19 protein-coding genes are annotated in these 22,242 nt (G+C 73.2%); 13 read left to right on the plus strand and 6 right to left on the minus strand.

The window, feature by feature from the left end:
- Positions 1–141 precede the first annotated feature (141 nt).
- The gene (locus AC6CH6_RS15420) at positions 142–1,026 is read right to left on the minus strand and encodes a LysR family transcriptional regulator (protein WP_498255781.1); all 885 of its coding nucleotides are present in this window, start codon (positions 1,024–1,026) and stop codon (positions 142–144) included.
- Between the two features lie 163 nt (positions 1,027–1,189).
- Here AC6CH6_RS15420 and AC6CH6_RS15425 point away from each other — a divergent pair, with 163 nt between their 5' ends.
- From AC6CH6_RS15425 to AC6CH6_RS15440, 4 genes are read left to right on the plus strand one after another with little or no spacing between them, the layout of a single operon-like run.
- Entirely contained in the window at positions 1,190–2,191 is a 1,002-nt protein-coding gene (locus tag AC6CH6_RS15425; RefSeq protein ID WP_498255782.1) for a Bug family tripartite tricarboxylate transporter substrate binding protein, read from the plus strand.
- A 14-nt stretch (positions 2,192–2,205) separates the two neighbouring features.
- Positions 2,206–2,814 carry a tripartite tricarboxylate transporter TctB family protein gene (locus AC6CH6_RS15430; protein WP_498255783.1) on the plus strand — a complete coding sequence of 203 codons (609 nt, stop codon included), beginning with the start codon at positions 2,206–2,208 and terminating at the stop codon, positions 2,812–2,814.
- 39 nt (positions 2,815–2,853) lie between these two features.
- Positions 2,854–4,407 (plus strand): tripartite tricarboxylate transporter permease, encoded by a 1,554-nt coding sequence (locus AC6CH6_RS15435; RefSeq protein ID WP_498255784.1) that lies wholly within the window; start codon positions 2,854–2,856, stop codon positions 4,405–4,407.
- On the plus strand, positions 4,404–4,808 hold the full coding sequence (locus AC6CH6_RS15440) for a universal stress protein (protein WP_017834662.1): 405 nt from the start codon (positions 4,404–4,406) through the stop codon (positions 4,806–4,808). Before AC6CH6_RS15435 ends, AC6CH6_RS15440 begins: the two co-directional genes overlap by 4 nt.
- A gap of 72 nt (positions 4,809–4,880) precedes the next feature.
- On the opposite strand, the gene AC6CH6_RS15445 is transcribed toward AC6CH6_RS15440, so the two are convergent.
- Positions 4,881–5,879 (minus strand): LacI family DNA-binding transcriptional regulator, encoded by a 999-nt coding sequence (locus tag AC6CH6_RS15445; protein WP_498255785.1) that lies wholly within the window; start codon positions 5,877–5,879, stop codon positions 4,881–4,883.
- A 153-nt stretch (positions 5,880–6,032) separates the two neighbouring features.
- Between AC6CH6_RS15445 and AC6CH6_RS15450 the strand changes: the two genes are divergently transcribed.
- From AC6CH6_RS15450 to AC6CH6_RS15490, 9 genes are all read left to right on the plus strand, one after another.
- Positions 6,033–7,235 carry a Gfo/Idh/MocA family protein gene (locus AC6CH6_RS15450; protein WP_095650257.1) on the plus strand — a complete coding sequence of 401 codons (1,203 nt, stop codon included), beginning with the start codon at positions 6,033–6,035 and terminating at the stop codon, positions 7,233–7,235.
- Positions 7,232–8,497 (plus strand): dihydrodipicolinate synthase family protein, encoded by a 1,266-nt coding sequence (locus AC6CH6_RS15455; RefSeq protein ID WP_498255786.1) that lies wholly within the window; start codon positions 7,232–7,234, stop codon positions 8,495–8,497. The genes AC6CH6_RS15450 and AC6CH6_RS15455 overlap by 4 nt, the downstream gene beginning before the upstream one ends.
- Entirely contained in the window at positions 8,494–9,393 is a 900-nt protein-coding gene (locus tag AC6CH6_RS15460; RefSeq protein WP_419968557.1) for a TIM barrel protein, read from the plus strand. The genes AC6CH6_RS15455 and AC6CH6_RS15460 overlap by 4 nt, the downstream gene beginning before the upstream one ends.
- A gap of 40 nt (positions 9,394–9,433) precedes the next feature.
- On the plus strand, positions 9,434–10,603 hold the full coding sequence (locus AC6CH6_RS15465) for a glycerate kinase (RefSeq protein WP_498255787.1): 1,170 nt from the start codon (positions 9,434–9,436) through the stop codon (positions 10,601–10,603).
- Between the two features lie 163 nt (positions 10,604–10,766).
- A complete protein-coding gene (locus AC6CH6_RS15470) occupies positions 10,767–11,723 on the plus strand; it encodes an ABC transporter permease subunit (protein WP_419968559.1) in 957 nt (318 codons plus the stop codon).
- Positions 11,716–12,660, plus strand: a complete 945-nt coding sequence (locus AC6CH6_RS15475) for a carbohydrate ABC transporter permease (RefSeq protein ID WP_172604323.1) — start codon at positions 11,716–11,718, stop codon at positions 12,658–12,660. The genes AC6CH6_RS15470 and AC6CH6_RS15475 overlap by 8 nt, the downstream gene beginning before the upstream one ends.
- A gap of 110 nt (positions 12,661–12,770) precedes the next feature.
- Positions 12,771–14,159 (plus strand): Gfo/Idh/MocA family protein, encoded by a 1,389-nt coding sequence (locus AC6CH6_RS15480; protein ID WP_498255788.1) that lies wholly within the window; start codon positions 12,771–12,773, stop codon positions 14,157–14,159.
- A complete protein-coding gene (locus tag AC6CH6_RS15485) occupies positions 14,156–15,121 on the plus strand; it encodes an NAD-dependent epimerase/dehydratase family protein (protein ID WP_498255789.1) in 966 nt (321 codons plus the stop codon). Before AC6CH6_RS15480 ends, AC6CH6_RS15485 begins: the two co-directional genes overlap by 4 nt.
- Positions 15,118–16,209 (plus strand): mandelate racemase/muconate lactonizing enzyme family protein, encoded by a 1,092-nt coding sequence (locus AC6CH6_RS15490; protein ID WP_498255790.1) that lies wholly within the window; start codon positions 15,118–15,120, stop codon positions 16,207–16,209. The genes AC6CH6_RS15485 and AC6CH6_RS15490 overlap by 4 nt, the downstream gene beginning before the upstream one ends.
- An 80-nt stretch (positions 16,210–16,289) precedes the next feature.
- Here the strand turns inward: AC6CH6_RS15490 and AC6CH6_RS15495 are convergent, their stop codons facing one another.
- The 4 genes from AC6CH6_RS15495 to AC6CH6_RS15510 all read right to left on the minus strand — a co-directional run bounded on the left by AC6CH6_RS15495 (position 16,290) and on the right by AC6CH6_RS15510 (position 22,047).
- On the minus strand, positions 16,290–17,354 hold the full coding sequence (locus AC6CH6_RS15495) for a M24 family metallopeptidase (protein WP_498255791.1): 1,065 nt from the start codon (positions 17,352–17,354) through the stop codon (positions 16,290–16,292).
- Positions 17,351–19,378 carry a DUF6807 family protein gene (locus AC6CH6_RS15500; RefSeq protein WP_498255792.1) on the minus strand — a complete coding sequence of 676 codons (2,028 nt, stop codon included), beginning with the start codon at positions 19,376–19,378 and terminating at the stop codon, positions 17,351–17,353. The genes AC6CH6_RS15495 and AC6CH6_RS15500 overlap by 4 nt, the downstream gene beginning before the upstream one ends.
- A gap of 112 nt (positions 19,379–19,490) precedes the next feature.
- A complete protein-coding gene (locus AC6CH6_RS15505; protein ID WP_043739617.1) occupies positions 19,491–20,765 on the minus strand; it encodes an ABC transporter substrate-binding protein in 1,275 nt (424 codons plus the stop codon).
- Between the two features lie 148 nt (positions 20,766–20,913).
- Entirely contained in the window at positions 20,914–22,047 is a 1,134-nt protein-coding gene (locus tag AC6CH6_RS15510; protein ID WP_498255793.1) for an L-talarate/galactarate dehydratase, read from the minus strand.
- Positions 22,048–22,242: the final 195 nt, after the last annotated feature.

Raw genomic sequence — 22,242 nt, forward strand, 5'->3', positions numbered from 1 at the left:
GTGTGGCCACGGTCGTCGTCCTTCGCATGGGTCGAGGTGAGGCGTCTGCCTGTGAATCACGTCTCACCCTAGGGAGGACTTTTGATGCTGTCCAAGGCCGTTTTTGAATGGAGTCATGCACTGAGGGCATCGATGCTGTGCTCAGTGCGGCTGGGTGCGCAGGAGGTCGAGCAGGTGGTGCAGGGCGGGATTCTTCGAGGTGCGGTCCCACAGCGCGTGCAGCTCGACGGAGCCCGAGGAGCTGCTGGCCAGCCGGTGGTAGGACACGCCGTCGATGCCGAGCAGCCGGGCGGACTCCGGGACGAAGGCGATTCCTCGCCCCGCGGCCACGAGCGCCACCATGGTGAGGACCTGGCTGACGGTGTGGACGACGTTGCGGTGCTCCACCTCCACGAGCCGCACCACGTGGTCGTAGAAGTACCGCGCCTTGGTGGGGGAGTGCATGATCAGCGGGAGGTCCTTGAGGTCGGCCGACGTGACGGGCCGCCTGAGGGTGCTCAGCGGGTGGTCGGCCGGGGCGGCGACGTACAGGTCCTCGGCGAGCAGCAGCTGCGACTCGAAGAGCTCCGTGTCGAAGGGCGGGCGGGCGAGCCCCAGGTCGAGGTCGCCGTTCTCGAGCGACTGCAGCTGCTCGCCGGTCACCAGTTCCTGCAGGTCGACGTCGACGTCCGGCAGCACCCGCTCGATCTCGCTGAGCAGCGGTCCCAGCAGGCTGAACCCGGAGGCCGCCGTGAAGCCGATCCGCAGCACGCCCGAGCGCCCGGCGGCGATCCGGCGCGCCAGCAGCGGCGCCCGGTCGGCGGCGACCACCAGCTTGCGGGCCTCGACCAGGAACGCCCGCCCGGCGGCCGTGAGCGCCACCCGGCGGTTGTCCCGCTCCAGGAGCTCGACCCCCACCGTCTTCTCGAGCTTCTGGATCTGGCGGCTCAGGGGAGGCTGCGTCATGTTGAGCCGCACGGCGGCGCGGCCGAAGTGCAGCTCCTCCGCGACGGCGATGAAGCTCCGTGCCTGATCGAGTGTGAACATCATGTCCTCCGGGTATTACTCAATGCACGAATTGGCTTGGACAGGCATCATCATCCCTCTTTAGGCTCGGGAACCGATCCGCTTGTGATGCCACTCACAGAGGTGCGAGTCCTCTCGCGCCCCGGTCGGGCGGTTCCGATCCCTCACCCCTTCAGGAGAACCCATGAAGAACACCTCGTTCCGCACGGCGCTCGTCGGCGTCACCGCAGCGACCTCGCTCCTCGCGCTCAGCGCGTGCGGCGGCAACGTCGGCGGGGGCAGCAGCGCCTCCGGGGCGGACTTCCCGACGGATCCCATCACCCTGACCGTCGGCCAGGCCGCCGGCGGATCCACCGACCTCATCGCCCGCGCCGTGTCCGACGCCGCCACGGAGGACCTCGGGGTCCCGATGCCGGTCGTGAACAAGCCCGGCGCCAACGGCGCCCTCGCCACCCAGGAGGTCGCCGGCGCGTCCCCCGACGGCCAGAACCTGGTGCTGCTCAACGCCTCGCTGATCACCATCACGCCGCTGGCCGTGGGCGAGGAGGAGGCCGTGTCCCTGGACGACGTCGAGGTGCTCAAGGGCCTGTCCCAGGACGACTACGTGATGGTCGCGAGCAAGGAGTCCGGCTTCGGGACCCTCGAGGACGTGGAGAGCGCCTCCGGCTCGTTCAGCTACGGCACCACCGGCGTGGGCACCGGCTCCCAGCTGGCCCAGACCGTGCTGTTCGCGCAGGCCGACATCACCGGCACCGAGGTGCCCTTCGACTCCGGCTCCCCGGCGCTGACCGCCGTGCTCGGCGACCAGGTGCAGGTCGCCACCGTCCAGCTGGGCGAGGCCAAGCCGCAGATCGACGCCGGCGAGGTGACGCCGATCGTGGTGTTCTCCGAGGAGCGCAACGAGTTCCTGCCCGACGTGCCCACCGCCGTCGAGTCCGGCTACGACGTCCCCGTCTCCCAGTACCGGGCGGTGGCCGCTCCCGAGGGGCTCCCGGACGACGTCAAGGCGCGGCTGGTCGAGGCCTTCGACGCCGCCGTGCAGTCGGAGGCCTACCAGGACTTCAACGAGCAGAACCTGCTCACCCCGTGGGAGGTCTCCGGCGAGGAGGTCGAGGCGGAGTGGACCGAGCTCGCCGAGCGCTACGAGCAGCTCGTCGAGGAGCACGACATCTCCCTCGCCGAGTAGGGACCGGCGCCGCCATGACGACCACCACGGCCATGCCGACCACCACAGCCAGGAGCGACTCCATGAAGCAGTCCCGCCCGGACGACACGGCCTCCGTCGCCGACGTCCTCCACGACCAGGAGAGGGCGGTCGAGGAGCTCACCCCGGAGCAGCTCGCCGCCCAGTGGGAGGCCGAGGGCCCCCCGCCCGGCGGCCGCGCGGCGGCCCTCGGCTCGACCCTGGCGGTCACGGTGCTGGCGGCTGCTGCGGCTGTGCTGTCCCTGCGCATGGGGCTGGGCACACCGCAGCAGCCGGCCCCCGGCATGTGGCCGTTCGTGGTGAGCGTCGTGGCCGTCGTGATCGGCCTGTCCCACCTGGTCCTGGGCCGGCGCGGAGGAGAGGGGGAGAAGTTCACCCGGGAGTCGCTGCTGGCCGCCTGCGGGCTCGTGACCCTCGTGGGGCTGGTGCTGCTCATGCCCGTGATCGGCTTCGAGATCCCCGCCCTGCTCCTGTCCTTCGTCTGGATGAAGTTCCTGGGCGGCGAGACGTGGCGGGCCGCGGCCCTGTACTCCGCGCTCGTCGTCGTCGCCTTCTACCTGATCTTCATCACCGCCCTCGGCACGTCGATCCCGCACCTGTTCTGACGGCCGCCGCCACGGCGGCCACCGACCAAAGGCTCCCGCATGGACTTCCTGCAACCCGCCCTGGACGGCTTCGGCGTCGTCCTCCAACCGACCAACCTCCTGTACTGCCTCCTGGGCGTGACCATCGGCATGCTGATCGGCGTGCTGCCCGGCCTGGGCCCCGCCGCGACCATCGCCATCCTGCTGCCGCTGACCTACGGCATCGAACCGGTGACGGCGATCATCATGCTGGCCGGCATCTTCTACGGGGCCCAGTACGGCGGGACCATCACCTCCGTGCTGCTCCGGCTGCCCGGCGAGGCCAGCTCCGTGGTCACGGTCTTCGACGGCTACATGCTGGCCAAGCAGGGCCGCGCCGGCACCGCGCTGGGCATCGCCGCGATCGGCTCCTTCATCGGCGGCACCGTCGCGATCGTCGGCCTCACCTTCCTGGCCCCGCTCGTCGCCGGCTTCGCCCTCGACTTCGGTCCGCCCGAGTACACCGCGCTCGCCCTGCTCGGCATCCTCCTGGTGGCCACCATCAGCAACGGCAACAAGTCCAAGGCGCTGATCGCCGCGTGCTTCGGGCTGCTGCTGGCCACGGTCGGCCGCGACGTCTTCACCGGAGCCGAACGGCTCACGTTCGGCAACCTCAACCTGGCCGACGGCATCGACTTCGTGCCCGTGGCCATGGGGCTGTTCGGCCTCGGCGAGATCCTGCACAACCTGGAGGAGCGCCACCGTGCGGCCAAGGCGCCCGACAAGGTCTCCAACGTCTGGCCCTCCCGGGCGGACCTCAAGCAGTCGTCCGGGGCCATCGGCCGCGGCTCGGTCCTGGGCTTCTTCCTCGGCATCCTGCCCGGCGGCGGCGCCACGATCTCCTCGATGGCCGCCTACGCCCTGGAGAAGAAGCGGGCCAAGCAGCCCGAGCGCTTCGGCCGGGGCGCCATCGAGGGCGTCGCCGGCCCGGAGACCGCCAACAACGCGGCGGCCACCAGCTCCTTCATCCCCCTGCTCACCCTGGGCATCCCGGCCAACGCCACGATGGCCCTGATGTTCGGCGCCCTGCTCATCCAGGGCGTCACGCCGGGCCCGCAGCTCGTCCAGCAGGACCCCGAGCTGTTCTGGGGCGTGGTCAACTCCATGTACGTCGGCAACATCCTGCTGCTGATCATGTCGATCCCCCTCATCGGGGTCTTCGTGCGCATCCTCCGGGTGCGGGGCGCCATCCTCGCCCCCATCACCGTGCTGATCACGATGCTGGGCGCCTACACGATCAACAACTCGATGTTCGACGTCATGCTCGTCGTGGTCTTCGGCGCCGTCGGCTACCTCATGAAGAAGTTCGGCTTCGAGCCCGGCCCCCTGGTGCTGGCCTTCGTCCTCGGCTCCCTGCTGGAGTCCAACCTGCGCCGCTCCCTGCTCGTCTTCGAGGGAGACGTCACCGGGTTCTTCACCCGCCCCATCTCGGCGACCCTGCTGCTGCTGTTCGTGCTCGTCGCCGTGCTGCCCGTCATCCAGTCCGCCCTCCGCCGTCGCAGCGCCTCCGGGACGTCCCCCGCGGGACCGTCCGCCGAGGACTCCGACCGCACCCCTGTCAAGGAGAACGCATGAGCATCCTCGTCGGTTACGTCCCCACCCCCGTCGGCGAGGCCGCCGTCCGCGCCGCCATCGAGGAGGCCCGGCTGCGGGGGGAGCGGCTGCTGATCGTCAACTCCGTGCGCGAGGGCGCCCTGGCGGACAAGTCGGTCGCCTCCGACGACGACCTGCGCCGCGTCACCTCCGCCGCCGAGTCCGCCGGTGTCCCGCACACCGTGCTCCAGCCGTCCCACCGGGACGACCTCGCCCAGGAGATCCTCGATCTCGCCCGCGAGCACGACGTGTCCCGGATCGTCATCGGCCTGCGCCAGCGCTCCCAGGTGGGGAAGTTCATCATGGGCTCGCACGCCCAGCGGATCCTCCTGCAGTCCGACCGGCCGGTCCTGGCCGTGAAGGCCGGGGAGGCGCACCTCTGAGCCCCACCCCCGCACGACCGGGGCGCCGCCGCCGGACTCCTGTCCGGCGGCGGCGCCCCGGTCGTGCGGGGGTCAGGCGCTCTCGCGCCGCACGATCTCGCCCACCACGTGCTCGATCCGGACCTGGCCGTGGCTCAGGGCGATGTCCGCGGCGGTCTCCCCGATCTGCTCCAGGGGGAAGCGCACGGTGGTCAGCCCCGGGGAGAAGTCCCGCAGGTTGGGGATGTCGTCGAAGCCGGCCACCCGCAGGTCGTCCGGCACCACGAGTCCGGCGTGCCGGAAGCCCGCGATCGCGCCCAGTGCCATGACGTCGTTGCCGACCACGACCGTGAGCCCGCGCACGGCGTCGGCTCCGAGCCGGTCCACCAGCGCCCGTGCGGCCTCGTAGCCGCCCTGGCTGTTGAAGTCCTCCGTGACCTCGGCCTCCGGCTCCAGGCCCGCCCGCTCGAGGGCCGCGCGGAAGCCCGCCCGGCGCTCCGCCGCGCTGGCGAGCTCGTCCGGCCCGCCGAGGAAGGCGAAGCGGGCCCGGCCCGTCCCGAACAGCATGTCCGTCAGGTCGTCGCCGGCGCTGCGGTTGTCGATGGTGACGGCGCCGGCGCCCTCGAGCCAGGCCTGGCCGATGGTCACCACCCGGCCGCCGTTCTTCTGGTAGCGGGTGAGCTCGGCGAGCAGCCGGGGGTCGATCTCCCGCCGCCGCGAGCCCGCCATGATGATCGCGTCGGTGCGGTGGGACGCGAAGGCCGCGACGGCGTCGAGCTGGTCGGTGCCGTCGGTCGCGGCCAGCAGAAGCTGGTGCCGGTCCGCGCGGGCCCGGCGCTGCACGCCCTTGGCGATCGAGGAGAAGTAGGGGTCGGCGATGTCGTGGACCACGAGTCCCACCAGTCCGGTGGTGGACCGCGCCAGCGCCTGCGCCTGGGCGTTCGCCACGTAGCCGAGGGACTCCGCGGCGTCCCGGACGCGCTCCGCGATGTGCTCGGCCGGCCTTCGGTCCGATCCGTTGAGCACCCGGGAGGCCGTGGCCAGGGACACCCCGGCCTCCCGGGCCACCTGGGAGAGGGTCACTGCGCTCATCGTCCGGTCCTGCTTCCTCCTCACCGCGTCCGGTGGGCGTCTCGCCCCCGCGCCGGGGAGTCCGGGACCGGGAACGTGTTGACAGTCACACTGAGCCAACCCTAGAGTGGAAAGCGCTTTCCTACAAATTTCCCGAATTCTCTGGAGTTGATGATGTCCGAGCCCCGAGTTCTCCGCATCGCCATGAACGGCATCACCGGCCGCATGGGCTACCGCCAGCACCTGCTGCGCTCGATCCTGCCCATCCGGGACCAGGGAGGAGTGACCCTGCCGGACGGCACCCGCGTGACCGTCGAGCCGATCCTCGTGGGCCGCAACGAGGCCAAGGTCGCCGAGCTGGCGCGCCGGCACGGCGTGGAGCACTGGACCACCGATCTCGACGCGGTCATCGAGGACCCCACCGTGGACGTGGTCTTCGACGCCTCCATGACCAGCCTCCGGGCCGAGACCCTCAAGAAGGCCATGCGCGCCGGCAAGCACGTCTACACCGAGAAGCCGACCGCCGAGACCCTGGACGAGGCGGTCGAGCTGGCGCAGATCGCCCAGGAGCGCGGCGTCACCGCCGGCGTGGTCCACGACAAGCTCTACCTGCCCGGTCTCGTGAAGCTGCGGCGGCTCGTGGACGAGGGCTTCTTCGGCCGGATCCTGTCCCTGCGCGGCGAGTTCGGCTACTGGGTCTTCGAGGGCGAGCACCAGGAGGCCCAGCGCCCGTCCTGGAACTACCGGCGCGAGGACGGCGGGTCCATGACCGTCGACATGTACTGCCACTGGAACTACGTCCTCGAGGGCATCGTGGGCCCGGTCCGGTCCGTCACCTCGACCGCCGTGACGCACATCCCCGCCCGGTGGGACGAGCAGGGCCACGAGTACCCGGCCACCGCGGACGACGCCGCCTACGGCGTCTTCGAGCTCGAGACCCCGGACGGCGACCCCGTGGTCGCCCAGATCAACTCCTCCTGGGCCGTGCGCGTGTACCGCGACGAGCTGGTGGAGTTCCAGGTGGACGGCACCCACGGCTCGGCGGTCGCCGGGCTGAACAAGTGCGTGGCCCAGCAGCGGGCCCACACGCCCAAGCCGGTCTGGAACCCGGACCTGCCCGTCACCGAGTCCTTCCGCGACCAGTGGCTGGAGGTGCCGGCCAACGCGGAGCTGGACAACGGCTTCAAGGCGCAGTGGGAGGAGTTCCTGGCCGACGTCGCAGCGGGCCGCGAGCACCGGTTCGGGCTGCTCTCCGCCGCGCGCGGGGTGCAGCTGGCCGAGCTGGGCCTGCGCTCCTCGGCCGAGCGCCGCACCATCGACATCCCGGCGATCGAGCTGTCCCCGGCCGAGCGGCGCACCGCCGAGGCCGTCCGGTGAGCGCCGTGCTCCTGCCCGACGGCAGCGGATCCCGCACCGAGCACGTGCTCTCCGGGCCGGGGAGCTGGACCCGGCCGCAGGCGCCCCTCACCGCGCGCAAGGCCTACGCCGCCGCGCACGTGGTGCCCCTGGCGCTCGCGGACAACACCCCCGGGGCGCCGGCGCAGCTGGACTGGGACGCGACCCTGGGCTTCCGCCACGACATCTGGTCCTACGGGCTGGGCGTGGCCGACGCCATGGACACCGCCCAGCGGGGGATGGGCCTGGACTGGCCGGCCACCCAGCAGCTGATCCGGCGCTCGACCGCCGAGGCCTCGGCGGCGCTGGCCACCGGCAGCCCGGCCCTGGCGGGCAGGACCGTCCGCGACCTCATCGCGTGCGGGGCGGGCACGGACCAGCTGGACCCGGCGGGCGTCACGCCCGGCGAGACCGGGCTGCGCGCCGTGCTCGAGGCCTACCGGGAGCAGGTCGAGGTGGTCGAGGGCGCCGGGGCGAAGGTCATCCTGATGGCGTCCCGCGCACTGGTGCGGGCCGCCCGGGACGCCGACGACTACCTGCGGGTCTACTCCCAGCTCCTGGGCGAGGCCCGGCACCCGGTGGTCCTGCACTGGCTCGGGACGATGTTCGACCCGGCGCTGGCCGGCTACTGGGGCAGCGACGCGGTGGACACGGCCACGGAGACCTTCCTCGAGCTCATCCGGTCCCACCCGGGGCAGGTCGACGGCGTCAAGGTCTCCCTCCTGGACGCCGCGCACGAGACCCGGCTGCGGGCGGCGCTGCCGGAGGGGGTCCGCCTCTACACCGGCGACGACTTCAACTACCCCGAGCTCATCGACGGCGACGGCACCCGGCACTCCGACGCGCTGCTGGGGATCTTCGCCGGCATCTACCCGGCGGCGTCCACCGCGCTGCAGGCCTACGACGCCGGGGAGCCCGGCCGGGCGCGGGCGATCCTCGACGCCACGGAGGAGCTCGGGCGCCACGTCTTCAGCGCCCCGACCTTCTACTACAAGTGCGGCATCGCGTTCCTGTCCTGGCTCAACGGCAGCCAGCCGGGGTTCCAGATGGTCGGCGGACTGCACTCGGGCCGCTCCGTGCCGCACCTGGTCGAGGTGTTCAGGCTGGCCGACCGGGCCGGGCTGCTGCTCGACCCGGAGCTCGCCGCGCGGCGGATGAGCACCTTCCTCGACGCGGCGGGCCTCGGCGCGCCGGTCCTCGCACCGGCTCTCGTGCCGGCCGGCAGCACCGGAGGTGCGGCATGAGCGCGGACTTCCAGCTGTCGCTGAACACGGGCACCACCCGCGGCCTGACCCTGCAGCAGGCGGTGGACGCCACCGCCCGCGCCGGGCTGGGGCACATCGGCGTGTGGCGCGACCGCGTGGCCGAGGCCGGGCTCGAGAACGCGGCCCGGATCATCGAGCAGGCCGGGCTGCAGGTCTCCAGCCTGTGCCGCGGCGGCTTCCTCACGGCGGCCGACGAGGCCGGGCAGCGGGCCGCCCTCGAGAGCAACCGGGCCGCGATCCGGGAGGCCCAGGTCCTGGGCACGAGCGAGCTGATCATGGTCGTCGGCGGCCTGCCCGCCGCCGCCCACGTCCTGGGCGGCGAGGGCGACCGGGGCGACAAGGACGTCGTGGCGGCCCGCGAGCGCGTGGCCGAACGGCTCGCCGAGCTCGTCCCCTACGCCCTCGAGCACGGAGTGCGCCTCGTGCTCGAGGCGCTCCACCCCATGTACGCGGCCGACCGGGCCGTGCTCTCCACGCTCGGGCAGGCCCTGGACCTCGCCGCCCCGCACCCGGTGGAGGCCGTGGGCGTGGTGGTGGACACCTTCCACGTCTGGTGGGACCCCGGGCTGGAGACCCAGATCGCCCGGGCCGGCGCGGAGGGCCGGCTGGCGTCCTACCAGGTCTGCGACTTCAACCTGCCGATCGCCTCCGACGCCCTGCTCTCCCGCGGGATGATGGGGGACGGGGTCATCGACTTCGGCACGATCGGGCGCTGGGTCGCCGCCGCCGGCTACACGGGCCCGGTCGAGGTCGAGATCTTCAACCAGGAGATCTTCGACCAGGACCCGGACGTGGTGCTCGCCGTGATGAAGGAGCGCTGGGAGTCCCTGGTGCTGCCGTCCCTGACCGGCGCACCCGCCCGCGCCACCGCCTGACGTGGGGCCGCACGAGCTCGGCGAGCGGCCCCGGGTGGTCGTGGCCCCGGACAAGTTCAAGGGGTCGCTGACGGCGGCCGAGGCCGCCGCCGTGCTCGCGGCCGGGGTGCGCGAGCACCGGCCCGGGGCCCGGATCCGGGCGGTGCCCCTGGCCGACGGGGGCGAGGGCACGGTCGACGCCGCGGTGGCGGCCGGGGCTCAGCTGCGCCGCACCCTCGTCCGGGGCGCCGTGGAGGGCCGGGTGCGGGCGCGCTGGGCGCTGCTCACGGCGCCCTCCGGCGCCACCACCGCGGTCATCGAGTCCGCCCAGGCGAGCGGGCTGGACCAGGTGCGCCCGAGTCCGGCGACGGCCCGGGCGGCGCACAGCTACGGCTGCGGCCAGCTGATCCGGGCGGCGCTGGACGCCGGGGCGACCGACGTCGTCGTCGGGCTCGGCGGCTCGGCGATGACGGACGGGGGCTCGGGCGCCCTGCGGGCGCTGGGCCTGGACGTCCTCGACGACGACGGCGCGCCCGTCCCCCTGGGTGGAGAGGGGCTGCTGTCCGCCGCCCGCCTGGACGTCTCCGCCCTGGACCCGAGGCTGCGCACGGTGCGGCTGCGGCTGGCCGTGGACGTGCAGAACCCGCTGCACGGCCCCGACGGGGCCGCCCACGTCTTCGCCCCGCAGAAGGGCGCCAACCGCGCCGCCCGGCGCGAGCTGGACGCCGCGCTCCGGCGCTGGGCCGGGCTGCTGGCCGGTCTCGAGGGCGCCCGTCCGTTCCTGCTCCCGGGGGCCGGCGCCGCCGGCGGCTTCCCGTCCGGCTTCCTGGCCCTGACCCCGGCGACGCTCGAGCGCGGCTTCGACCTCGTGTCCTCCCTCGTGGGGCTCGAGGAGCAGCTCGAGGACGCGGACCTGCTCGTCGTCGGCGAGGGGTCGCTGGACGCCCAGTCGCTGCAGGGCAAGGCGCCGCTCGCCGCGGCCGCGCTCGCCGCGGCCCGGGGCGTGCCCGTCGTGGCCGTGGCCGGGCGGCTGGCTCTGTCCGCGGAGCAGCTGCGCGGCGCGGGGGTCCTGGCGGCGGCCTCGCTCGTGGGCGTCGCGCCGTCCGTCCGGGCCGCCCAGGACGAGGCGGAGCGCTACGGCCCGCCGGCCACCGTCGAGGCGCTGCGGCTCCTGGCCGGGCTCCCGTCCGACGGCGGGTCGGCCCCGCGACGGGCGCCGACACAACCGTAGATTGTGGTTGACGTCACAGGAACCGGCCACTAGCCTGGACGCAACACAGCTCTGGAAAACGCTTTCCCGCACGCTCCGAGGAGATACCGATGACAACGACGCACATCGACACCGAACCGCTCCGGGTCTCCCGGGCGCGGCTGCGCCGAGGGGCGGTCCCGGCATGAGCGTCGTCGAGGAGCTGACCCGGGAGGGCCTGCCCGGGAAGCGGGCCAAGCGTGCGGCCGGCCGGAGGAGGACCCGCGCCGACAGGCGGGACAACAAGGCCGCGGCGGTCTTCCTGGCACCGTGGATCGTGGGACTGGTGGTCATCACCCTGGGCCCCATGCTGATGTCCCTCTACCTCTCCTTCACCGACTACAACCTCATGCGGGCGCCCGACTGGATCGGGACGGAGAACTTCTCCCGGATGCTCGCGGACGAGCGGCTGCACAACTCGCTGCAGGTGACCTTCACGTACGTGCTCGTCGGGGTGCCGCTGCAGCTCATGCTGGCCCTGGCGATCGCCATGGTCCTCGACCGGGGCCTGCGCGGCCTCGCGTTCTACCGCTCCGTCTTCTACCTGCCCTCGCTGCTCGGCTCCTCGGTGGCCATCGCCATCCTCTGGAAGCAGCTCTTCGGCACCACCGGACTGGTCAACCAGCTCCTGGCCCTCGTGGGCATCGAGGGCATCGGCTGGATCGCCGACCCCCGGACCGCGCTCGGCAGCATCATCCTGCTGCACGTGTGGACCTTCGGGGCGCCGATGATCATCTTCCTCGCGGGCCTGCGCCAGATCCCCACCATGTACTACGAGGCGGCCTCCATCGACGGCGCCGGGAAGATCACAAAGTTCTTCCGGATCACGCTGCCGCTGCTGAGCCCGATCATCTTCTTCAACCTGGTGCTGCAGATCATCCAGGCGTTCCAGTCCTTCACGCAGGCGTTCATCGTCTCCGGCGGCCGAGGAGGTCCGTCCGACTCGACGATGTTCTTCACGCTGTACCTGTACCAGACGGGCTTCGGCCGCTTCGACATGGGCTACGCCGCGGCCATGGCCTGGCTGCTGCTCCTCATCATCGGGGCGTTCACCGCCCTCAACTTCATCGCGTCTAAGTATTGGGTGTTCTACGATGACTAATTCGACAATCGCCGACAGCGCCGTCCGGACGGCCGACCAGGACCTCGTCCCGGCGCAGACCGAGGGCTCGCAGAGCGCCCCGGCGCCGAAGCCCCGCGGTCCGGGGACCCGGGCACGGATCCGCTCCCTGCTCAAGCACCTGGCGCTGATCCTCACCGGCGGCGTGATGATCTACCCGCTGCTGTGGATGGTGGCCAGCTCCCTGCGCCCCGACGACATCATCTTCCGCGAGCCCGGGATCCTGCTGCAGACGCTCGAGACCGCGAACTACTCGGACGGGTGGGGCGCCCTGTCCAGCCCGTTCAGCGTGTACCTGTTCAACTCCGCGGTGGTGGTGCTCGGGTGCATCGTCGGCAACCTGGTCTCCTGCTCGATGGCGGCCTACGCGTTCGCCCGGCTGGAGTTCCGCTTCAAGAAGCCGGCCTTCGCCCTCATGCTCCTCACGATCATGCTGCCGTTCCACGTGGTGATCGTGCCGCAGTACATCATGTTCTCCCAGATCGGGTGGGTGAACACCTTCTGGCCCCTGATCGTGCCGAAGCTGCTCGCCACCGACGCGTTCTTCGTGTTCCTCATGGTGCAGTTCATCCGCGGCATCCCGAAGGACATGGACGAGGCGGCGCGGATCGACGGCGCCGGGCACGCCCGGATCTTCGGGCAGATCATCCTGCCGATGATGGTCCCGGCCCTGGCCACCACCACGATCTTCACGTTCATCTGGACCTGGAACGACTTCTTCAGCGCCCTGATCTACCTGACCGACCCGAACATGTTCACCGTCCCCGTGGCGCTGCGGGCCTTCGTGGACGCCTCCGGGGAGTCCTCGTGGGGATCCCTGTTCGCGATGTCGATCGTGTCCCTGCTGCCGGTGTTCATCGCCTTCCTCGTGGGACAGAAGTTCCTCGTGAAGGGCATCGCCACCACGGGCATCAAGTAGCCGGCGACGGGCCCCGCGCAGGGGCCCCGGTGTCCCCGGCCCGCCCGGGCCGGGGACACCCGGCCGCCGGCCCCCACCCCCGCACACCCCTCCAGAACCAGGAGCAACCGATGGACAGCGCAGAGCACAGCGGCACGGACGGCACGGCACGGCAGGGGAGGCGGACCCGGTACGTCCTGGTCGGCACCGGCAACCGGTGCGAGATGTACCTCCGCTCCCTGCTGGACGACCACGCCGACGTCGCCGAGCTGGTGGCGGTGGGCGACACCAACCCCGGGCGGGCCGAGCACTACCGCCGGCTCGCCGAGGAGACCTCGGGCGTCCGGATCGGCGTCCTGGACCCCGCGGAGCTCACCCCGACGATCCGCGAGCAGGGGATCGACCGGGTCATCATCACCACCCCCGACTTCACCCACGCCGACTACATCTGTCAGACGCTGCGCGCCGGGGCGGACGCCGTCGTCGAGAAGCCCCTGACCGTGGACGCCGAGGGCTGCCGCCGGATCACCGCGGCCGTCGAGGAGACCGGCCGCCACGTGGTGGTCACCTTCAACTACCGGTACTCCCCGCGCAACACCGCCCTCAAGGACGTCGTGCAGTCCGGGGCGATCGGCACGGTCACCTCCGTGGACTTCAGCTGGATGCTCGACACCGTGCACGGCGCCGACTACTTCCGCCGCTGGCACCGGCAGAAGGAGAACTCCGGCGGGCTGCTGGTGCACAAGTCCTCCCACCACTTCGACCTGGTCAACTGGTGGCTGGCCGACACCCCGGAGCGGGTCTTCGCCTCGGGCGGGCTGCGGTTCTACGGCCGGGACAACGCCGAGGCCCGGGCGCGCGCGGGCGCCCCCGCACGGGACGTCGAGGGAGGCGACCCCTTCGCTCTGGACCTGCGCACCGACGAGCGGCTGAGCCGGCTCTACCTCGACCACCAGCACCACGACGGGTACCGCCGGGACCAGGACGTGTTCTCCGACGGGATCAGCATCGAGGACAACCTGGCCCTCGTGGTCGACTACGCGCGCGGCGCCACCCTCTCCTACTCCCTCAACGCGCACTCCCCGTGGGAGGGGTACCGGGTGGCCGTCAACGGCACCGAGGGCCGGGCCGAGCTGGAGGTCGTCGAACGGGCGGCGGTCCTGCCGGCGAGCGGCGGCTCCCCGGTGGACCCCTCGGTCACGGTGGGACCCCACCGGGGCGGGGCCCGCAGCCGCGGCGAGCGACTGACCGTCCAGCGCCACTGGGGCGCCGCCGAGGAGGTCGTCATCAGCAACGGGGCGGGCAGCCACGGCGGCGGGGACCGGCTGCTGCTGGCGGACGTCTTCCGCGGCCCCGGCGAGGACCCGTACGGGCGGCCCTCCGGCTACCGGGACGGCGTGGCGGCGGTGGCCGTGGGCATCGCCGGCAACCGCTCCCTCGAGTCCGGGCTGCCCGTCCGGATCGCCGAGCTGGACCTGGGCGCGGCCGCCGGGGCGAGCCGGAGCGAGGTCCCGGCATGAGCCGCGTCCTCGTCACCGGCGGCGCGGGCCGGCTCGGCCGCAGCGTGGTCGCCGGACTGGCGGAGGCCGGCTACGACGTCCTCAGCGTCGACCGGTCCCTGCCCGCCGACCCCGCCGGCTCCCACCCCGCCGTGGAGCACCGCGGCGCGGAGCTCACCGACCCGGACGCCGTGCACGCGCTGATGCGCGCGGCCCGCCCGGACGCCGTGCTCAACCTCGCGGCCATCGCCGTGCCGTTCAGCGCCCCCGAGCACGTCATCCTGCAGACCAACGCGGTGATCGCGCACAACGTGGCCGGCGCGGCGACCGAGGCCGGGGTGCGGCGGATCGTCATGGCCAGCAGCCCCACGGTGCTGGGCTACGGCTCCCCGGCGGGCTGGCTGCCGCCCGCGCTCCCGCTCACCGAGGAGACCCCGCCCCGGCCGTGGCACGCCTACGGGCTGTCCAAGCACGTGGCGGAGCAGGTGGCGCAGATGTTCGCCGCCGCCCGCGGCGAGACCGTGCGCTACGCGTCCTTCCGCCCCTGCTACGTGATCGCCCCCGAGGAGTGGGCGGGCGCCCCGACGCAGCAGGGCCACACCGTGCGGGAGCGGCTCGACGACCCCGCGCTCGCCGCGCCGGCGCTGTTCAACTACGTGGACGCCCGGGACGTCACGGCCTTCCTGGAGGCGCTGCTGGAGCGGATGGGCGCGATCCGCAACGGCGACACCTTCCTGGTGGGCGCCGCCGACGCCCTGGCCCGGCGCCCGCTCGCGGAGCTGCTGCCCGAGTTCGTCCCGGGCAGCGAGCAGCTCGCCGCGGGACTGACCGGGACGGCCCCCGCCTTCAGCATCGACAAGGCCCGCCGGGTCCTGGGCTGGGAGCCGGCGCGCAGCTGGCGCACCGAGCTCCGGGAGGAGCCCGTGGCCGCCGCGGCCGGGGAGCCCGCGGGCGCCGGCCGGCACGGGAAGGACACCGCATGAGCATCGCCGCCCTGCACACGGAGCTCATCACGGCCCGGCTGCCGCGCAGCTGGGGGCCGGAGGCCCCACAGAACCACGTCGTGGCCGTCACGGTCGTGGCCGACGACGGCGCGACCGGCACGGGCTTCTCCTGGACCCCGACGATCGGGGCGACGGCCGTGAAGGCGCTCCTCGACGACGACCTCGCGGGCTTCGTGCGCGGGCGCACCGAGAACCCCGAGGCCCTCTGGGACGACGCCTGGAAGCACCTGCACGAGGGCGGCGCCGGGCTGACCGGCGTGGCGCTCGCGGGCGTGGACCTCGCGCTGTGGGACCTGCGGGCGCGCCGGGCCGGGGTCTCGATCACCTCGCTGCTGGGCCGGCGGCAGGAGAGCGTGGCCGTCTACGGCTCCGGCGTGAACCTGCACTACACCCTGGAGGAGCTGCAGGAACAGGTGCGCCGGTGGGTCGCCGCCGGCTTCGGCGCGGTCAAGATCAAGGTGGGCAGGGCCGACCTGCGCGAGGACGTGGAGCGCGTGGCGGCCGTCCGGGAGCTGCTCGGCCCGCACCGCGGGCTCATGATCGACGCCAACCAGCGGTGGGACCTGCCCACGGCGCGCCGGGCCCTGGACGCCCTCGCCGAGTTCGGGCCGTCGTGGCTGGAGGAGCCGCTGCGCGCCGACGACCTCGAGGGCTACCGGCAGCTGCGCCGGTTCAGCCGGGTCCCCATCGCCCTGGGGGAGAACCTGCACAACGTCTACCGCTTCCGGGACTTCATCACGGCCGGCGCCGTGGACGTCGTCCAGCCGAACATCGTCCGGGTGGGCGGCATCACGCCGTTCCGGCGGATCGTGGAGCTCGCGCGCACGCACAGCGTGGGGGTCGCCCCGCACCTGCTGCCGGACCTCTCCGGGCAGCTGGCCCTGACCCTCGCCGAGCCCACCACGGTCGAGGTCGTGGAGGACGCCGGGTTTGCGGACCTCGGGATCCTGGACGGGCCGTCCCCGGTCCTGGTGACCGGCTCGCGGCTGGAGACCCGGGACCTGCCCGGTCTCGGGCTGGCGCTGCGGCAGCAGGTGCTGCCCGCCCTGGACGGTGCGCGTCCCTGAGCACCGGAGCCCGGACCGCCGGAAGGCCCGCACCCCCGGGGGTGCGGGCCTTCCGGCTCGGTGCGGGCGGACGGGGGCGGTCAGCGCTCCAGCACGGCCGGGCGGTCCCGGCCCCGGACCCGGACCACGGGCCAGCGCGGGTCCACGGACAGGGGCACGACGCCGCCGGGACCCAGCAGCACCGTGTCCTCGATCTTCGTGCCCGGCGCGGACGGGTTCCACGTGAAGGCCTGGTGCTCGTGCACGAGGTCCGGCACCCCGGGGGCGAGCCGCGGGTCCCGCCCGGCGTACCCGGCGGGCCCGCCCTGGTGGTGGCGGGTCCACTCCTCGGCGTCGAAGCCGTGGCGCGGATAGGCGTGCCGGAGCACCGGCAGCAGGTCGGCGAGGGGCAGCCCGGGGCGCAGCGCGTCGAGGACGTCGGCCTCGACCTCCGCGATCCTCGCCTCCGCGTCCGTCTCGGCGGGCTCGGCCGGGCCGAAGCGCACCCAGCGGGTCACGTTGGCGATGAGTCCGCCGCGGCGGGCGCAGACGACCGCCATCGCGCGCCGGCCCAGGGGCCCGGCGGTCGGCAGGGGGTGGCGGTGGGGCAGGCGGTCGGCGCCCCCGCACAGCACCACGACGGGTTCCGCGCCCGCGTGCACCAGGCCGGCGGTCAGCTCGGCGGCGAGCTCCCGCTCGGTGGTGCGCGGGGTCGCCCGGGTCAGCGCCCCGGTCAGCACCGCCGCGGCGTCCCGGCACAGCTGCGCGTAGCGCTGCGCCTCGCCGGGGAGCAGCGAGGCCCGCGCCGCCCGCAGCGGTGCGGCGACGCACTCCTCGGCGGCCACGGCCATCGCACGCGCCCCGGGGAACCAGTCCTCCGGCGCCGTGAGGGACCCGTGCCAGGGCACTTCGTGCAGCCGGACGCCCGCGGGCAGCTCCTCGGCCACCAGGCGGGCGGCCTCGTTGGCGGAGGTCACGACCTCGTCGCCGTCCCGGTGCACCAGGACCGCGGCCACCGGCGGACCGGCGAGCGAGACGTGGACGCGCGCGCCGTCGAGGTACCAGGACACGGCGGAGTGGCTCTGCAGCAGCACGGCGTCCACCCCGTGCGCGTCCAGCACCCGCAGGACCCGCCGGCGCTTCTCCGCCCGCTCCGGGGCGCTCACGCGGTCCGGCCCCGGGCCGCGTCCCCGAGCAGGGCCTCCACCCGGGGGGTGTCGAGACGGCCGTCGACGACGAGCACGCGCACCTCCCGCTCGACCGGCCGGTCCGTCGTCGTGGTGACGGGCGCGTCCCAGGCCAGGGCGAGGCCCACCCCCGGGTACCCGGCGTGCCGGACGAACCAGGGGTCGGCCGAGTCGTCGCCGCGCCGCAGGACGAGGGTCGCGGGGCGCCCCGCGTACTCGGCGGAGTAGGCCAGCCACGGGGAGGTGCTGCCGTGCACGGCCTGCTCGCCCGCCGCGTCCGCGGTGAACACGTCCGCGTCGGTGCAGGCGGGGAGCCGCCAGAAGAACCCCCCGTAGCCGCCGCCGGCCCGACCGTTGGAACCAGGGCTGCCGAGCCGCACCGGGTGGTCGCCGGCGGGGGAGAGGCGGAAGCGCAGGCCGAGCTCCCAGGCGTGCTCGTGCACGGGCCGGAACGTCCAGCGGCGCTCCTCGGTCAGCACCGCGGCGCCGTCCGGGCCCGTCCAGGCGAGCTCCTCGTCCAGGCGGTCGCCGGCGTGGTGCGCCGCGACCCGGAGCACGCGGCCGTGGTCCTCCCGCCACACGTAGCGCTGCGCCTCCCGGGTGTAGGTGCGCCCGCCCCAGAAGTTGGCGCCGTCCACGTCCTGGAGCGCCGTGCCGACCCCCAGGTGCCAGACGTGGTCCAGGGGCTGCTGGTCCGTGAGGACGACGCCGCCGAGGGTTCGCACGGGGTGCAGGAACGGGCGGGGGGAGGAGGTCGGGGCGACGTCCTCGCCCGTGCGGACCTGCGCGACCTCGCGCTCGCCGAGGAGCACGCTCCCGCTCGTGGCGGCGGGGTTCGCCCAGGGGGCGCCCAGGCCGGCGAAGTCCGACTGCGCCCTGACCGCCCGCGCCGCCCAGTCCTCGATCCCGGCGAGGACGGCGCGCGGTGCCGTCCCGTCCTCCTGGTGCCAGCGGACGTGCTCGGGGGCGATCGGGACGGGGTCCGGGGCGGTGCGGACGGCGTCCAGCACCCGCACGAAGGCCCCCGTGGCGACCAGCGGGCACAGCAGTGCGGTGCCCCGGGCCCGGGCGTCGATCAGGTTCTCGAGCAGGTTCGTGCGTCCGGACTCGACGACCCGCGTCCCCTCCGGGCCCGTGACGGTCAGCCGGTCCTGGGTGTAGTGCAGGACGGCCTGCCCCTCCGTGCCCTCCACGGTGATGAACGGGTCCTGCTGCTCGGCGGCGCACAGGGTCAGGGCGCACGTGACCGGGATCCCGGCCGCGGTGCGCACCCGGACCACCGAGGTGTCGTCGGACTCGATGGCGTTGGCGCGGTAGAGCTCGGTGCTCAGCTCGGCGACGTCCTCGCGGGTGCGGGCGCCGGCGAGGTGCAGGGCGGTCATCACCGCGTGGGCCAGCGGGTTGGTGACCACGCCGTCCACCACGTCCACCCCGCCGATGCGGCGCCGCCCGGCCCACGGGGACCGGGTGAAGTAGTCGGTGTCCCGGGACCACAGCCCCGTGGCGCCCACCGCGCGCAGCCGCCCGATCTCCCCGCTCGCGAGCAGCTGCTCGACGACCTCCAGGGAGTGGGAGCCCAGGCTCTGGAAGCCCACCTGGACGAGCCGGTCCGCCGCCCCGGCGGCCTCGAGGAGACGGTCGAACTGGTCGAGGCTGGCCACGGGAGGCTTCTCGAGCAGCACGTCGGCCCCCATCCGGAGGGCGGCCAGGGCGAGGTCGAAGTGGGTGTCGATGGGGGTGGAGACCACCACGACGTCCACGTCCGGGCCGGCGTCCTCCAGCTGCGCCAGGTCGCCGAACATGGGCACGTCCGGTCCGAGCACCCCGCCGTCGTCGACCCGCCGGTCGACGGCCGCCACCAGGCGGACACGGCCCTCCTCCTCGAGCCGGCGGATGTTCGCGAGGTGGCGTCCGCCGAAGCCGCCGATCCCCACCAGGCAGACGCGCACGGGTCCCTCCGGCGCGGTGCGGGCGGCGGGGGCGGACACGGTCTGGGTCTGCACAGGTTCTCCTGGATTCGGCGGTCGGGTTCGGCGGTCGGGTTCGGCGGGCGGGGGCAGGTGGAGCCGCGGGCGCCGGACGGTGCCGTCCGGCGCCCGCGGAGTGTGCGGGGGGTCAGCTGATCGCCGACTCCATCTCGGACATCATGCGCTCGGCGGCCTCCTCGGGGGTCGAGCGCTCGAAGAGCACGTCGAGCTCGTAGCGGTAGATGATCTCCTGCAGGGTGCTGAAGCCCAGCGGCGGGACCGGCAGCGCCTCGCCCAGCTCGGGCTGGATCTCCTCGACGAACTCCGCGGCCGCGGTGTCCGCCTCGCTGAGCTCGGGCAGCACGGCCTCGCGCACCGTCTCGTTGGCGGGCAGGCCGCGGTCCGCGAGGTTGATCTTGCCGGCCTCCTCGCTGTTGACCATGAAGTCGATGAACGCCTTGACCTCCTCGGGGTGCTCGGTGCGGGCGGAGGCGGACATGAACATCGCCGACTTCTGGAAGAGCTGCGCGCCGCCCTCGGTGCCGTCGGTGCTCGGGAAGCGGAGTGGGACCAGCTGGTTGCCGGACGCGGCGTTGAGGGCGCTCAGCTGGTTGGTCCACCACATGCCCATGGCCGCGCCGTTGGTGCCGGTCAGCGACTGGTCGGGGCCCGGCTCCTGGTCCTCCGTGACCACCGAGGCCGGGGGCAGGGCGCCGTCCTCCATCATCTGGTGCCACATGCCCAGGTAGCCGGCGGCGTCGCTCGCCTCGAAGCCGAGCTGCCCCTCGGGCGTGGTGAGCTCCTTGCCCTGCTGGCGCAGCCAGATCTGGAAGCCGGCCGGCTCGTTCGGGCCGCTGGTGCCGTGGACGTCCGTGTTCTCGGCGATCTGCTGGGAGACCTCGGAGAAGTCGTCCCAGGTCCACGTGGAGTCGTCCGGCAGCTCGACCCCGGCCTCCTCGTAGATGGTGGGGTTCGCCATCATCGCCATCACGTTGACGCCCGTGGCCACGCCGAAGAGGCCCTCCTCGGTCCGGCCGCTGTCCACGACGCCCTCGTCCAGCTCGGCGACGTCCACGTCGGAGAGGTCCAGCAGCGCGCCGTTGTCCGCGTACTCGCGCAGGTACTTCTCGTCCATCTGGATGATGTCCGGGGCGTCGCTGGAGGCCGTCTGCGTGGCCAGCTTGTCCCAGTAGCCGCCGAAGTCGCCGTACTCGCCCACGATGGTGACCCCCGGGTTCTGCTCCTCGAAGGCGTCGATGATCTCCTGCGTCTGCTGGTGGCGGGTGTCCGAGCCCCACCAGGCGAAGCGCAGCTCGACGTTGCCGTCGGCGTTCGCGTCGTCGGCGCCGCCGCAGCCGGTCAGGGCCAGCGCCGACACGCTGAGGACGGTGGCGGCCTTCGCGAGGGTTCCCGTTCGCTTCATGCTGATCATGTCTCCTATGGGTCGAGGCAACGCGTTCTGGAAAGCGTTTTCCCGAGCGTAGCTGTGACCTGCCTCACGGGTCAAGAGGTCGCTCGGATTTCGTCGGCCGTGTCGCGCCGGCGCCCGCCGGGGGCGCCGGCCGCGGTGCCTACGACCGGCCGAAGGCCACGCTGTCCGTGGTCCAGGCGCGGGCCTGGCCGCTGAGCGTGACGCCCAGCCCGGGGCGGTCGGGGACGAGCATGCGCCCGTCCCGGGTCTCCAGGCGCTCCTCGAAGAGGGGGTCGAGCCAGTCGAAGTGCTCCACCCACGGCTCGCGCGGATAGGCCGCCGCCAGGTGCAGGTGGATCTCCATGGCGAAGTGGGGGGCCAGCCCCAGTCCGCGCTGGTCGGCCAGGGCCGCCAGGCGCAGGAACTGGGTGATGCCCCCCACGCGCGGGGCGTCGGGCTGGATGATGTCGCAGGCTCGGGCGTCGATGAGCCGGACGTGCTCCGCGACGGAGGCGAGCATCTCGCCGGTGGCGATCGGCGTGTCCAGGGCCGCGGCCAGCTGGGCGTGGCCCTCGGCGTCGTAGGCGTCCAGGGGCTCCTCGATCCAGACGAGGTCGAACTCCTCCAGCCGGCGGCCCATGCGCAGGGCCGTGGCGCGGTCCCACTGCTGGTTGGCGTCGACCATCAGGGGCACGTCCGTGCCGATGTGCTCGCGGACGCCCGCCACGCGGCGCAGGTCCTCGGCGGAGTCGGGCAGGCCCACCTTGATCTTGATCCCGCCGATGCCCTCCTCGAGGGAGCGGGTGGCGCGGTCCCGGACCTCGTCCAGGGAGGCGTTGAGGAACCCGCCGGAGGTGTTGTAGGTCCGCACGGAGTCCCGGTGGGCGCCCAGCAGCTTGGCCAGCGGCAGCCCGGCCCGCTTGGCCTTGAGGTCCCAGAGGGCCACGTCGATCGCGGCCAGCGCCTGGGTGGCCACTCCGGAGCGGCCCACGGAGGCGCCCGCCCACAGCAGCTTGTCGTACACCCTGGCGATGTCGTTGGGGTCCTCGCCGATCAGGCCCTCCGCCACCTCCTTCGCGTGGGCGTACTGGGCGGGGCCCCCGGCGCGCTTGGAGTAGCTGAAGCCCATCCCGGCGTGCCCCTGCGCCGTGCTGATCTCGGCGAAGAGGAACACGACCTCGGTCATCGGCCGCTGCCGGCCGGTGAAGACCTTGGCGTCGGAGATCGGGGTGCTCAGCGGCAGGGTGGCGGTGGAGAGCTGGACGTGGCGGACGGTGTCCGGGGTGTACGGCATGGCGGGATCCTCGAGGGTCTCGGCGGCGGCGGTCAGAACGAATAGTACAAATAAATAACTTGTATGACTAGTGCTCGCGGGGCACCCCGGGCCGCCCGGCCTCGAAACACTCTGTACATAGTTATTGTGACCTGCGACACTGGCGGCGAGACCGTGTGAACCCCACGCCCGCGCCGCGCCCCCGGGCACGCACCG

Source organism: Kocuria sp. GQ42, from assembly GCF_059758435.1.

Bases quoted from the DNA above. Each gene is read 5' to 3' on its own strand.
- AC6CH6_RS15420 (WP_498255781.1), bottom strand. From the start codon at position 1,026: ATGTTCACACTCGATCAGGCACGGAGCTTCATCGCCGTCGCGGAGGAG.
- AC6CH6_RS15425 (WP_498255782.1), top strand. From the start codon at position 1,190: ATGAAGAACACCTCGTTCCGCACGGCGCTCGTCGGCGTCACCGCAGCG.
- AC6CH6_RS15430 (WP_498255783.1), top strand. From the start codon at position 2,206: ATGACGACCACCACGGCCATGCCGACCACCACAGCCAGGAGCGACTCC.
- AC6CH6_RS15435 (WP_498255784.1), top strand. From the start codon at position 2,854: ATGGACTTCCTGCAACCCGCCCTGGACGGCTTCGGCGTCGTCCTCCAA.
- AC6CH6_RS15440 (WP_017834662.1), top strand. From the start codon at position 4,404: ATGAGCATCCTCGTCGGTTACGTCCCCACCCCCGTCGGCGAGGCCGCC.
- AC6CH6_RS15445 (WP_498255785.1), bottom strand. From the start codon at position 5,879: ATGAGCGCAGTGACCCTCTCCCAGGTGGCCCGGGAGGCCGGGGTGTCC.
- AC6CH6_RS15450 (WP_095650257.1), top strand. From the start codon at position 6,033: ATGTCCGAGCCCCGAGTTCTCCGCATCGCCATGAACGGCATCACCGGC.
- AC6CH6_RS15460 (WP_419968557.1), top strand. From the start codon at position 8,494: ATGAGCGCGGACTTCCAGCTGTCGCTGAACACGGGCACCACCCGCGGC.
- AC6CH6_RS15470 (WP_419968559.1), top strand. From the start codon at position 10,767: ATGAGCGTCGTCGAGGAGCTGACCCGGGAGGGCCTGCCCGGGAAGCGG.
- AC6CH6_RS15475 (WP_172604323.1), top strand. From the start codon at position 11,716: ATGACTAATTCGACAATCGCCGACAGCGCCGTCCGGACGGCCGACCAG.
- AC6CH6_RS15480 (WP_498255788.1), top strand. From the start codon at position 12,771: ATGGACAGCGCAGAGCACAGCGGCACGGACGGCACGGCACGGCAGGGG.
- AC6CH6_RS15485 (WP_498255789.1), top strand. From the start codon at position 14,156: ATGAGCCGCGTCCTCGTCACCGGCGGCGCGGGCCGGCTCGGCCGCAGC.
- AC6CH6_RS15490 (WP_498255790.1), top strand. From the start codon at position 15,118: ATGAGCATCGCCGCCCTGCACACGGAGCTCATCACGGCCCGGCTGCCG.
- AC6CH6_RS15505 (WP_043739617.1), bottom strand. From the start codon at position 20,765: ATGAAGCGAACGGGAACCCTCGCGAAGGCCGCCACCGTCCTCAGCGTG.
- AC6CH6_RS15510 (WP_498255793.1), bottom strand. From the start codon at position 22,047: ATGCCGTACACCCCGGACACCGTCCGCCACGTCCAGCTCTCCACCGCC.